General features: G+C 38.8%; 14 protein-coding genes. 3 read left to right on the top strand and 11 right to left on the bottom strand.

The genetic code is table 11. The features are described from left to right. Positions 1-437 (top strand): transposase (locus tag BM107_RS11345; protein ID WP_139222288.1); only part of this gene is annotated, 437 nt, incomplete at its 5' end. 458 nt (positions 438-895) lie between these two features. Here BM107_RS11345 and BM107_RS24680 read toward each other — a convergent pair. From BM107_RS24680 to BM107_RS11320, 5 genes are all read right to left on the bottom strand, one after another. Further along, a complete protein-coding gene (locus BM107_RS24680; RefSeq protein ID WP_159435230.1) occupies positions 896-1,426 on the bottom strand; it encodes a hypothetical protein in 531 nt (176 codons plus the stop codon). Between the two features lie 320 nt (positions 1,427-1,746). Next, positions 1,747-2,583: a M56 family metallopeptidase gene (locus BM107_RS11335; protein WP_090983308.1), complete on the bottom strand. Its 837-nt coding sequence runs from the start codon at positions 2,581-2,583 to the stop codon at positions 1,747-1,749. Beyond that, the gene (locus BM107_RS11330) at positions 2,580-2,948 is read right to left on the bottom strand and encodes a BlaI/MecI/CopY family transcriptional regulator (RefSeq protein ID WP_090983306.1); all 369 of its coding nucleotides are present in this window, start codon (positions 2,946-2,948) and stop codon (positions 2,580-2,582) included. Before BM107_RS11330 ends, BM107_RS11335 begins: the two co-directional genes overlap by 4 nt. Positions 2,949-3,252: 304 nt before the next feature. After that, the gene (locus BM107_RS11325) at positions 3,253-3,921 is read right to left on the bottom strand and encodes a DUF1345 domain-containing protein (protein WP_090983304.1); all 669 of its coding nucleotides are present in this window, start codon (positions 3,919-3,921) and stop codon (positions 3,253-3,255) included. A gap of 6 nt (positions 3,922-3,927) precedes the next feature. Then, complete coding sequence (locus BM107_RS11320; RefSeq protein WP_090983302.1) at positions 3,928-4,710, bottom strand: O-methyltransferase; 783 nt, start codon at positions 4,708-4,710, stop codon at positions 3,928-3,930. A gap of 44 nt (positions 4,711-4,754) precedes the next feature. On the opposite strand from BM107_RS11320, the gene BM107_RS11315 reads away from it, so the two are divergent. Together BM107_RS11315 and BM107_RS11310 are read left to right on the top strand one after the other, a co-directional pair. Beyond that, entirely contained in the window at positions 4,755-5,618 is an 864-nt protein-coding gene (locus tag BM107_RS11315) for a transglutaminase-like domain-containing protein (protein ID WP_090983300.1), read from the top strand. Between the two features lie 19 nt (positions 5,619-5,637). Next, the gene (locus tag BM107_RS11310; protein WP_244278795.1) at positions 5,638-6,774 is read left to right on the top strand and encodes a glycoside hydrolase family 18 protein; all 1,137 of its coding nucleotides are present in this window, start codon (positions 5,638-5,640) and stop codon (positions 6,772-6,774) included. On the opposite strand, the gene BM107_RS11305 is transcribed toward BM107_RS11310, so the two are convergent. The 6 genes from BM107_RS11305 to BM107_RS11280 all read right to left on the bottom strand — a co-directional run bounded on the left by BM107_RS11305 (position 6,741) and on the right by BM107_RS11280 (position 12,757). Beyond that, positions 6,741-7,223 (bottom strand): CAP domain-containing protein, encoded by a 483-nt coding sequence (locus BM107_RS11305; protein ID WP_090983296.1) that lies wholly within the window; start codon positions 7,221-7,223, stop codon positions 6,741-6,743. The two genes, BM107_RS11310 and BM107_RS11305, sit on opposite strands and share 34 nt — an antisense overlap. Positions 7,224-7,286: 63 nt before the next feature. Continuing rightward, positions 7,287-8,114, bottom strand: a complete 828-nt coding sequence (locus BM107_RS11300) for a glycoside hydrolase family 16 protein (protein WP_090983294.1) — start codon at positions 8,112-8,114, stop codon at positions 7,287-7,289. A 330-nt stretch (positions 8,115-8,444) separates the two neighbouring features. Next, entirely contained in the window at positions 8,445-9,281 is an 837-nt protein-coding gene (locus tag BM107_RS11295) for a DUF4595 domain-containing protein (RefSeq protein ID WP_090983292.1), read from the bottom strand. 39 nt (positions 9,282-9,320) lie between these two features. Further along, the gene (locus BM107_RS11290; protein WP_244278794.1) at positions 9,321-10,199 is read right to left on the bottom strand and encodes an alpha/beta hydrolase; all 879 of its coding nucleotides are present in this window, start codon (positions 10,197-10,199) and stop codon (positions 9,321-9,323) included. Positions 10,200-10,245: 46 nt separating this feature from the next. Then, positions 10,246-11,320, bottom strand: a protein-coding gene (prfB, locus tag BM107_RS11285; protein WP_134204712.1) for a peptide chain release factor 2 whose coding sequence is annotated in 2 segments (ribosomal slippage) — positions 10,246-11,259 and positions 11,261-11,320 — 1,074 coding nt in all. Because the reading frame shifts where the segments join, the coding sequence is not laid out codon by codon here. 132 nt (positions 11,321-11,452) lie between these two features. Then, a complete protein-coding gene (locus BM107_RS11280) occupies positions 11,453-12,757 on the bottom strand; it encodes an amidohydrolase (RefSeq protein WP_090983286.1) in 1,305 nt (434 codons plus the stop codon). Positions 12,758-12,765: the final 8 nt, after the last annotated feature.

Below are 12,765 nucleotides of genomic sequence, written 5' to 3'. Positions count from 1 at the left end.
TAACAGATTACAGTTTAATGAGGCTTACGGCTGAACTTGGTAACAATATTAAACAGTGGCCTTCAATAAAAAACTTTGTTTCCTGGTTGGGACTGGCTCCAGGTAAGCATCAGTCAGGAAAGATGAATAAAAGAAGTAAGAAAAAACCTGCAACCAGAGCGGGACAAATATTTAAACAGGCAGCCCAATCTATATTGTTAAGCAAACAGCCAGGGCTGGGAGCATTTGCCAGAAGACTTAAAGCAAAAAAAGGTTCTGGCATAGCTATAAAAGCTACGGCAAGAAAATTAGCAGAACTTTATTATAGAATATTTGATAAAGGGATGAATTATGTTGAACAGGGAGTAAAGAGATATCAAGAAAAGTTAAAAGAACAACAGATAATTTTCCTCCAAAAAAAAGCAGGTGAACTTAATTTGCAGGTTGTTGAAAATTAAACCATTATACAAATACGTCAATGGTAGCGGAGTCGAAGTTTTTTTTTACCGACGAACCTCACAGATGGTTTATTACCACGGAAACACAGAAAGCACGGAAAATACTTACTGTTTACCACTCGTTGATATGTCATCCTGAAGGGATAATTTATTTCGTAAAAATCTTATGAATGACAGATAAATTTTAAGTAGACAATGTCCATCGGGAAATCGTCATTCCCAACTTGATTAGGAGCCACGAGTGCTCATGAATACCATTGAATAAAAAACACTTATGAATAATCTTAAAACGCTCGCATTAAGATTCCCGCATGCGCGGGAATGACGACCTTACAAGTAAATTCTGTCAATGGTAGCCGAGTAGAAGGATCTTTTAACCACAGAATACATCGATCAATACAGATAGTTTATTGCCACGGAAACACAGAAGACACGGAAAATGAAAATCCAATAAAAGTTTAAAAATTTTCACCGAATAATGTTGTTTCCGAAGTTTTCAGATTGAGGGAAATACTGTCTGCTTTAATCAGCCCATCAATTTTATTTGAAGAGACCATAGCCTTATTAGCTGAAATCGTATTATTCGTTTTATTATAGGTGATTTTTGAACCACTAAGTTTAACACCATTATAAATAACCATCGCATCACCAAATAAATAAATGATGCTTTTATCCTTGCTCATTTTAACAGAATCCCTGGCAAGATATTCTACCTTCGCGTCGGCTTCGTTAAATGGCTGAACTAAAAGGGCATTTTTTAACTGCCGCTCTAAGCCAGGTTTCTTTGGATCCGCTGCTTTTCCGTTATCAGATGTCGCTTTAAAATTTCCATTTTTCAAATCAAAAACAATAACCGATGCTGTTAATGAATTTCCATCTTTGGTTTTTAGTACCGCATTTTTAGCTATCATTTTATTGTTTGGTTCATCCAGCTGTACATACTTAGCATTTAATCTGCAATCAACAATATCAATTACTGCATTTTCCATTAAAGAAACTTTTTCTTGTATGTATCCGGTTATTTTAGTAAAAGAGATTATTCGGGGTTTAACCGGTCGCGCTGATTCTTTTGAGTCCTTAAAACCAGGAAATTCTACAGCACCTTGTTTACCAGGTACCACATCACGCCTTTTTATATTTTTAACAGATCCCGCCATTAAATGCTTCGCAATAGTATCAGTATCATTTACTAATGATTGTCCAGGCTTGATAAAGCCTTGTTGAGATTTATTTTCAGTCCGGATTTGGCTAACAGCATACACAGATTTAACAGCAAATAGCCACAACAGCAGTAAAACCATAGGCAACATCAGGAGATAGGCATTTTTTTCTTATCTGGAGATTTTGAACTAAACAACATTTTAATGCGGGCTTTAATCGGGCTTTTCACAAAATTATGGATCAAGGGCATATCACTTTTGGCAATGGCCAGTTTCAATAACAGACTGGCATAAGCCTCACTTCCATAAGCTGCTGAAGTAAATTCATCTGCCTCATATTCATGCACCTGCTCTAAAGCTTTATCATATAGGTAAACTATAGGATTAAACCATAAAACGGATTTAAAAACCATTAAAATAATTTTATCTATCGAATGGTATTGCCTGGCATGCACCAGCTCATGTTTAAGTAAAACAGCTAAATCAGCATCACCTAATTTATCTCCATCAATAAAAACATAATTAAAGAAAGAGCAATTGGTAAAGCCAGCAGTTTTGTTGATCAGTTTTAAACCATCATCAGTTTCAGTATAGTTTCCAGTATATTTAATCAAGCCGAACAACCGCCAAATGCAAATAAGCAGCAAAACCAAAGTTATGGCGCCATAAGCGAAAGGAACTAAACTTAACCAATCTATTTCGGGCTTTGTTTCTGGTTGATATTCGACCGCTAAGGGTTGAATAAGCTGTAATGGTTTTTCAGCCATTTTCACTTCAGGCAGGTTGGCCACAGGATCTGTATCCACTGTCACCACTTCGTGCTTAATCTCAAATTGCAAAGCTGGAATTACAAAACTCAGTAGTAAAGTGACCAGCAGATAAAAACGATTGATTTTGAAGAAGGTAAGTTTTTGTAAAATCAATACATAAAATCCGAAGAATAATATAGTGCAGGCCGTAACTTTGAGCAGATAGAATAAAATCATGGTTTTGTATCCTGGTTAATGATTTTCTTAATTTCTTCTATATCTTTTTCACTTAGTTTTTCCTCTTTTACCATAAAGGATAACAAGCTGGTTGGAGAATTATCAAAATAACCTGAAAACAATTTGGAGAAGGTAGTTTTAGCATACTCATCCTTAGAAATGGCCGGAAAATATTCGTATGTTTTACCGTAAGCTTTATAGTTTACGTAACCTTTCTTTTCGAGCAAACGCACAATAGACGAAATGGTATTATAAGGCGGTTTAGGACTCTCTTCCAATTCATCTATCATGTCTTTCACGAATGCTTTCTGCAGTTTCCATAAAACCTGCATAATGCGTTCTTCAGCTTTGGTTAATTCTTCCATATCCAAATCTATAACTTATTTTTCAGTTAAACAACTAAAAAATAAGTTATACTACCTAAAAATCAGCTTACACACACAAAACACTGACTAACAGACAAATAGAATAATATATTTATTTCTTCCAGAAAAGCATCTATTCTACGTACCTAAACCCGATCGAAGCGGGATGCCGATTCTTCATCGGCAGAAGCGGGAGCGGGACCAAAGACCGCCAAAAGAAATGAACTGTTCATTTCCTAAAAACTGATATCTACTAAAGAATCTGCCAAGACCAAATCAAACTTCGTAAGTCTTTTAAAAAGAACTATTTACTTAAACCCGCCAGCGCATTGATCGTTAATGCTACAATTACGGTATTAAATATGAACGCAATTAAACTATGCAAAAGAGACAGCCGTCTGATTTCTCTATCCGAAATTTCAACGTCCGAAACCTGGAAAGTCATACCCAATACAAAGGAAAAGTAAGCAAAATCGATAAAATCAGGTTCATCACTGCCCGGAAACTCCAATCCTGAACCACCCTTTTCCGATTTTTCTTTCCGTTTGTCACCATAATATAAATGGGCATAACGCATCGTAAAAGTAGTATGCACCAAAAACCAAGATAAAAACATACCCAGTATGGCGATAACCAGATCAAGAGGCTCAACATCCTTGTTAATAAGCAGTAAAACTACGGCCAGTAAACCAGCAAAGGTAGAAACCACCACAATGGCGAAAATTTCTCCACGGGTTTCATCCTGCATTTTTGCTTTTAAATGCGTTTCGGCAGCAGAAGTATGAAAAAACATGTACCAATGCAGAGTATTGAGTACAAGGCAAAAAATATCCCACCCAAGCATAATATGCGTAAGGGCGTCCATTTTACTAAGAAACGAAAGCAGGTAGGCTGCAATGCCAGAGAAAAGGCTAATCAGCAAAACAAATAATGCCGATCGTTTTTGAATACCTGCCAGTTTTGGTTCCTGCATGGATAGTTAAAACTTAAGTTTAAAATGCTCTTTAGCCTGCCCCTTTTTGAAATACACCAAACCGATCCAAAACAAATCGATCGTCACGGTAACATCAGGGTGATTCTTAATTTCGGTCCAGGCTTCTTTCATACCTTCGCTCCAGTAAATATCATCAAAAATCAGCAACGAATTTTCCGTTACTTTTGGCAGGCACCATTTAAAATAATTTAAGGTAGCGTCTTTACGGTGGTTCCCATCAATGTAAACAAAATCCAGACTGGGCTGCCGGGCAATAATATCCGGCAAAATCAAATCAAAGTTCCCCACATGAAGTTCGATGTTTTCTAAATTCAGGTCCTGGAAGTTTTTTCTGGCAACCTCTGCGGTTTGTGGACACCCTTCTATTGTAATTACCTCGGTTTGGGCATCTGTTTTTGCTAAATAAGCAGTCGTAATTCCCAAACAAGTACCCAATTCGATCGCACTTTTTGCTTTGGTATTTTTAGCCAGCCGATAAATGAGTTTAGCTAATCTTGGGCTTTTTAACGCATTTTTGGCAATCTGACTTACCTTCTTTGTTCGGTTCTTATTGAGGTGAGACCCTGCACCGAGGTCGGTAACAGTAATGACGGAATCGTCATTAAAAAGTTTTTTTCGCTGCTCCTCTATATTTTTATATTCAGATTTATCGTTAAAATCGTAAATTACCTCATCAGCGAGCTTATACACAAATGGCGAATGCGTTCCGTGCCGGCTCTTAGCTGTTAAACGGTGTTTAAGGTAATCTATAATAAATTGAAATAACATAATATTGCAAAAGTAATTAAACACCGCAAACGTATGTATGTTTTATGGAAAATATCGCAGAGATAAGTGCTTTAGTTAAATTATTGGACGATCCCGACGAGGAAGTGTATCACCATGTGGAGAAAAAATTGCTTGAATATGGTGGTGAAGTTATCCATTACTTAGAAAATGCATGGGAACAATCCTTCGATGGACTGATGCAGGAACGCATTGAAAACATTGTTCATCAAATCCAGTTTAAAACGGTTAAAGAAGATCTAAACCTTTGGTATTTAAGTGGTGCTTTTGATTTATTGCAGGGCGCTTTGATCATAAACCGCTACCAATATCCTGACTTAGACGAACAAAAGGTAATTAATCAGATTGAAGAGATTAAAAGGGATATCTGGCTGGGCTTGCAATATGAAATGAGTTCGGTCGAGAAAGTAAAACTAATCAACCACGTTTTATACCAGCAATATGGCTTTAGTGGCAATACCAAAAACCACCATGATCCGCAAAACTCCTACTTAAACCAGGTTTTAGAAAGCAAAAAAGGCAACCAGATCTCTCTAGCCATTATTTATTCTACCCTGGCCCAAAAGCTAGACCTGCCCGTGTACGGGATCAATTTGCCGCAGCACTTTATTTTGGGTTATATTGATGACAGTAAGCAAGAGGGTACCGAGTATGGTGTACTTTTTTACATCAATGCTTTTAACCGGGGCAACATTTTTGGCAAACACGATGTAGATCAATTTTTGCGTCAGTTAAACTTAGAAGCTTTGCCCGAATATTATAAACCGTGCAGCAATACTGATATTATCCGCCGGGTGATCAGAAACCTGATTTCGGCTTATGAAAATGCCGGAGCCACTGAAAAAGTAGCCGAATTAAACGAACTTCAAGACATTTTAGCAGAAAAATAGTCCGTAAATACCGCCACCTGTGTTTAAAAATATCGGAAATCTATCCTTAATCTGTCTTTTAACGGCCTTCTCACTTTTCGCGGGCAATTTACAGGCACAAAAAACAGTTAAGCCAAATGTTATTGCTTACTATACAGGCCAGGGTTCAGTTATAGATAGTTTTCCGATTGAAAAGATCAGCCACCTGATCTATAGTTTCGGACACTTAAAGGGCGATAGTTTGAACATCAGGGCAGCCAAAGATTCGGCTTTGATTTCGAAAATGGTGGAGCTGAAAAAACGGAACCCCGACTTAAAGGTAATGATTGCCATGGGTGGCTGGAGTGGGTGCGCTACTTGTTCGGAAGTATTTGCCAGAAATAAAGGGCGAAAGACATTTGCCAAAACAACAAAAGCGCTTTTAGATTTCTTTAAGGCGGATGGGATAGACCTCGATTGGGAATACCCGGCAGTGTTGGGTTATCCCGGGCATCGGTATATGCCAGCTGACAAGCATAACTTTACTTTATTGGTTAAAGAACTCAGAAATAAACTCGGCAAAAAAGCAGAGATCAGTTTCGCGGCGGGCGGTACTCAAAACTGCATTGATTCTTGCTTCGAATGGGACCGGGTAATGCCACTGGTAAACCGCGTTAATGTAATGAGTTACGACCTGGTAAGTGGATATGCAACACAAAGTGGCCACCATACTCCTTTATATTCTACTCCGCAACAAACACTATCCGGAGATTATGCTGTAAAAGCTTTAATTGGTTTAGGTGTACCTGCACGGAAAATTGCTTTAGGCGCAGCATTTTATGCCCGTATTTTTGAAAACACTACAGATGCCGACCATGGATTATATCAGCCAACCAAGTTTTTAAAAGGTGTCTCTTTTAAAGATTTTGGCAAGCAATTTTCAACCGAAAATGGCTATACATATTTTTGGGACGGGACTGCTGAAGCACCCTATTATTATAATCCACAAACCCGGTATTTTGCTACTTTTGATGACCCTAAATCAGTTTCATTAAAAACCAAATATGCAATTGATCAGAAATTAAATGGAATCATGTTTTGGGAGTTAACTGACGATAAATATAATAATGGCCTGTTAGATGTAATTGACCAGACGATAAAAGATTATTTAGGACTCCCGAAAGTTACTACCCAATAATTTTTTGCCGTACCTACCCCTACCTCTTTACTTTTGGCATCCATCATGGCTTTACAATGGCTTACACTATTTTTCCATGCATTAATAACCTGATCCGCATCCGGATATCCTTTGGCTAAGTTTTCTGCCCTAAAATCGCCTTTGTAACCTGCGCTTGTTGCTCGTTCGGCGGGGGTACCGCCATCTGGAGACAAATGATCAAAATAGTTTTGCTCAGCCATATCTGTTGCATGTATGATTGCCGCATTTTGCAGCTGATTATTCACCGATAAATCAGCCACCGGAGGCATATATTCAACACCACAATTACATCCGCGCTGTCTTACCAGATTAATTTTGTTAACCAATAAGGCAAGACTATTTACCGGGGTTGTTATTCCATCTTTTTTGCACTGCACAAATAAAACGCAGAGTAATACAACGGCAAACATGGTCGAATATCTGTTCATATCTGATATGCTACAACGGAGGCAGCTTTACAGCTGCCTCCAAATTAGTTGTTGTTTAATTGACTAAAACGCCCGTTCTCTGCCCAGATAAATATTTCTACCAGTATAAATTGTATCGCCAGATGGACCAGGAGAGCCGCTGTCTCCTTCCATTTGCATATTGATGATTAACCACATCGGTTTATTTACCGAATTGCTCATGGTATGTTTGGCTACCCAAACATTATCGATATAATAATGGCAATCTACATCAGTTGCACTTACTTTGTTATACCAGCATTTGTAATTATGGTAAGAACCTGCATTGGAAACTGTTGTAAGTTTATTTTCCCAACCACCATCATAAGTGTTTTGCCAATTGGTGCTGTTGCCTTTAAATTCCATAATATCGCTTTCCGGAGGCCAGGAATTAACACCTGTAATCCAGAAGGCAGGCCAGGTACCTTTACTTGTTGGTACCGCAAAATCTCCTGAGATGGTATAACTCGGGAACTGATCGTTAATGACCACCTGCTGCTTGGCATGGCAAGCACCAGAGTTATACCAAATGGCCACATTGGTAAAACCATTAGCGGTACTGTTTCCTGGCGATGAAGCCAAACGGGTAGCTTTAATGGTTAATACACCTCCGCTTAAGGAGATTTGATTATGGTTAGAAGAGCTCCCTACCATACGTGCCGAGCCATTATGATCGGTACCCCATGGATAATTGTAATTCCATTGCGCCTCAAAATTAGCATAACTTGCAAAAGAGTTGCCGTCAATTAATGTTTCCCAGGCCTTAACCTGACCATTTTCAGATTTAATTTTAGTTTGATCTTTTTTACAAGATAAGAGGCTGGTAAACAGGCATACCAATAGCAGCCACCGTTTCATTGTTTCTGTTCTCATTTTTTTTAATTAGGTAAATATTTGGTTAATTATTTAAGTTTATACATGCCTAACCTTAAAAAACCTGAAATACTAATGCATGTACAGCTAAAAATTAAGCCCATTTGCAATTTACAGGTTTAGTCTTATTAGATCAACTATATTGTGCTACAATAAAATCACATCGATGTAGTCAAATATATACAAATCATTTCTAAAAAATAAGGGACGAAATCGTAAAAATAGAGTGGTAAAATGGGATTTACAGATTTTGGCTTGAAGAATCAAAAAACATTTTATTCAAAAAAAGCCTGACCAAAAATCATGATCAGGCTCTTACTCAAGTTAAAGCTATCTGCAGTTGTATGTCAATAAGAATTCTCCGGCGTAGCTTTCGGTTTCAACAGGTCCACCTGACGGATAAAACATAGAAGTATTGACGTAGTTTAAGGAGGTGGCATTTCCTTTGGCATCATATTGGTAAGTATAGGCCATGGTTTCATTGCTAAAAGGGCTACCATCCTGATCTACAGTTTTAGAAACGCTTTTAATCAATACATTTTTAGATTGCCTGCCAAAATATCCTCCGGGAAAATAATCAACATGATAAGAAAGAGGGTCGGAGATTTCGTACACGTTCATTGCAATTTCATTCGAGTAGCTGTAGGTTGTGGTTTCCTTATAACCTCCATGTGCCGCCAATGAAACTGCACTTACCAGATTACCATTTGCATAGGTCAGGTTATCAGTTGTGCTTAATTCGTTATTCAAATAATTCTTTACCTGAATTAAATATCCTTCAGCATTGTAGGTATATTTTCGCGAATAAGCATAAGAAATACCCCCTACTGTAACGATACCTTCAGCACCGCTTGAAATTGCCCGGCCATTCTCAAGCACAATTTCTGCTACTCGACCTGTTTCATCAGTAGCCGTGATTTTATTTGCGGCATAAACATAGGTATTGGTCTCTGCTCCACTGTTTAGCTTTGAAACACGACCTTGAGCATCATAGTTAAAGGTAATCGTATAGCTTCCCAATAAATCGATATCAGCCTTTAAACTCGCCAGCTGACAGCCATTCCCGTTAGGATTAAGCCTGGCATTCCAATTAATTTCTTTTTTACAGCCTGCCACAGCAATAATAGCAACCAGGGCTACCATTACATACTTGATTGTTTTTTGCATTTAAATTCCGGTTAAGAGGTTAAAATATCCGCAAAGATATTAAAACTTCTCCTTTTTTAACCAGCTGATCAGCAAGTTAAACCAATCCACATCAGAAGTTTTATTAATCAAACCAAATCCATGCCCACCGTTTTCGTATAAATAAATATCGGTATCAATATCGTGTTGCTTTAATGCCTCATTCATCAGTTTACTGTTTTCGTAAGGAACAGTTTTATCATCTTTAGCATGTACAAAAAAAACAGGAGGTGTTTTTTTATTTATATTTTCATTGGCCGAGAAATAACGTTTTAAACTATCGGCAGGATTTGGACCCAATAAATTCTTCATGGTACCGGTATGTACCGATTTTTCGAAACTGATTACAGGATAAATTAATGCGGCAAAGTTTGGTCTCAGATTAATCTTTTCAGGGTTAGAAATTTTAAGCTCTTTATAATGCGCCACTAAAGTTGAGGCAAAATGCCCACCGGCAGAAAAACCCATAATTCCAATCTTATTGGCCTTAATTCCATATTGCTTTGCATTTTTTCTCACTAAGTAAATGGCCTGCTGTGCATCCTGCAGCGGACCATAAGTTTTATCAACCATAATTTCATCGCTCGGCAAACGGTATTTTAATACAAATGCAGTAACGCCAATGGCATTGAAGCGTTTAGCTACATCTGTTCCTTCATGGCTAAATGCTAAACCACTATAACCACCGCCAGGGCAAATAATTACTGCCGTTCCGGTGGCAATTTCCTTTGGCGCAACAAAAACTGTCATCGTTGGTACTGATACTTTGGTAATGATTAGCGTACCATTGTTGCGCACTTCGGTATGCTCCACGTAGGTTGCCTGAGTAGGTTTTGCACCTGGAATGTCGCCAGTGTACAACGGGATTACTTCTTGGGCATTCGAATAGTTTATTGCCATGAGTAATAGCATTATAAGAGTGGATGATTTTCCCATTTGTTTTAGATTAAAACTCCATTAAATATGCCTTTAAAAAGTCGTTAATATCGCCGTTTAACACTGCATCAGGATTAGAGGTTTGGTAATTGGTACGATGGTCTTTCACGCGTCGGTCATCCAAAACATAACTCCTGATCTGCGAGCCCCACTCTATCTTTTTCTTCGATCCTTCTACTGCAGCAATGGCTTCGTTGCGCTTTCTTTCTTCTATTTCGAATAACTGAGATTTAAGTAAACGAATGGCATTTTCTTTATTCTGCAACTGCGAACGCGATTCCTGGTTTTTGATGATAATGCCAGATGGTTTGTGATATAAACGTACTGCCGTTTCAACTTTATTTACATTTTGTCCACCGGCACCACCAGCCCTGAATGTTTCAAATTCAATATCGGCAGGGTTAATATCAATCTGAATGGTATCATCAACCAAAGGATAAACATATACGGAGGCAAAAGAAGTATGTCTGCGGGCATTTGAATCAAATGGTGATATCCTAACCAAACGGTGAACACCATTTTCACCTTTGAGGTAGCCGTACGAAAAATCGCCATCAAACTGGAGTGTTACCGATTTAATACCTGCAATTTCCCCTTCCTGGCTATCCTGTTCTGTAATTTTATACCCGTTTTTTTCACCCCACATCAAATACATACGCATCAGCATATAAGCCCAGTCGCAACTCTCGGTACCACCGGCACCGGCGGTAATCTGCATGACGGCCGAAAGCTGATCTTCTTTACTGCGCAGCATATTTTTAAGCTCAAGATCTTCTACAGCTTGTTTACCGATTTCGTACTGCTCTTTCATTTCAGCTTCCGAAGCATCTCCGGACTGAAAAAAATCGAACATCACAGCTGCATCCTCAACCGCGTTATCGGTTTGGTTAAAACCATCAGTCCACTTTTTCTTTGAACTAATTTCTGCCAGAATTTTTTCTGCTTTTTTCGGATCGTCCCAGAAATTGGGTGCCATGGTTAATTTTTCTTCTTCGCGAATGGCGTAAAGTAGCTCATCAACGTCAAAGATACCTCCTCAGAGACGTTACCCTGTCTCTTAAATCCTGAATCTGTTCTTTCGTCATGAAACAAATATAGGAAATCGCTTTGAGCATAGCGCATGGCGGAAAGCGATTTCAATTAAAACTATCCGCCGACAGCTAACGGACTAGTTGATTTTCCCTGATCAATTATGCATGTAACAAATGAACTAACGCTTATCTCTTCATGGTCATATAATCCAGCGTAAGATTGGAAAGTAATTTGACGCCTAATACGAAACCACTTTCATCAAGGTAAAAATCGGGGGTATGATGTGAGGGCGCCTTTAAAGGATCTTTACCTTTAGGCATACCACCTAAAAAAACAAATAAGCCTGGTACTTTTTCCTGAAAGAAAGAGAAATCTTCTGCGCCGGTAACTGGCGGTTTTAACTTTACATGTTCTTTCCCTGCCGTTAACTGCATACTGGGCAGCATTTTTTCGGTAAGCGCAATATTATTGAAAGTAACCGGGTAATGGTTGCTGTATGGAATTTTTACTACCGCGGTTGCGCCCCCTGCCTCTGCAGTTTTGGTAGCAATGGTTTTGATCCGTTCAATAAACATGGCTTCATCTTCTTTGCTGAAATTGCGAACGGTACCCAGCATTTCTACTTTTTCAGGTATAATATTCGACCGAACACCACCGTTAATGGCACCGATGGTAACTACCCCTGGATTCTCGGTTACATTTAAATTGCGGCTAACAATGGTTTGCAGGTTATTGATAATCTGGGCAGAAACCACCACAGGATCAATACTGCTCCAGGGATATGCGCCATGAGCCTGCCTGCCGGTAACGGTAATCTTCATATCGTTTACAGCGGCCATGGTACCACCAGGACGGTAAGTTATATCGCCAACCTCAGTTTGTGAATTGATATGCAGACCGAAAATGACATCCACTTTTGGATTTTCGAGTACGCCTTCTTTGATCATTAAGGCTGCTCCGCCTTCCTCTCCCTCGGGCACTCCTTCTTCCGCAGGTTGAAAAATAAATTTAACCGTGCCTTGTATATCTTTTTGTATGGCGGCCAACACTTCTGCTACGCCCATTAAAATAGCCACATGACTATCGTGTCCACAGGCGTGCATTACCCCAACTTCCTGACCGTTGTATTGTGTTCTCACTTTAGAGGCAAAAGGGACATCAACCCGCTCGGTAACGGGCAAACCATCCATATCAGCTCGAAGTGCAACAACAGGTCCTGGCTTCCCTCCTTTTAATATGCCAACTACTCCGGTCTTTGCAATACCTGTTTTCACTTGTATACCTAAAGATTCTAAATGTTTCGCAATAATACCAGCTGTTCTTACTTCAGTATTTCCCAATTCGGGATGTTGGTGAAAATCACGTCTCCAGGTAATTACTTTTTGTTCTATGGCATCTGCTTTATTCGAGACTAATCGCCTTAAATCTGATTTTTGAGCGAAAGCATTTAATGCCAGGAATGAAAAACCGATCAGGTATATCTTCTTCATAAAATGGT

Origin of the sequence: Pedobacter suwonensis (assembly GCF_900111825.1) — a bacterium.
In the GTDB taxonomy this organism is placed as follows: domain Bacteria; phylum Bacteroidota; class Bacteroidia; order Sphingobacteriales; family Sphingobacteriaceae; genus Pedobacter; species Pedobacter suwonensis.
Note: the sequence above shows the minus strand (reverse complement) of the source record. Positions and strands in the feature narration are given on the sequence as shown.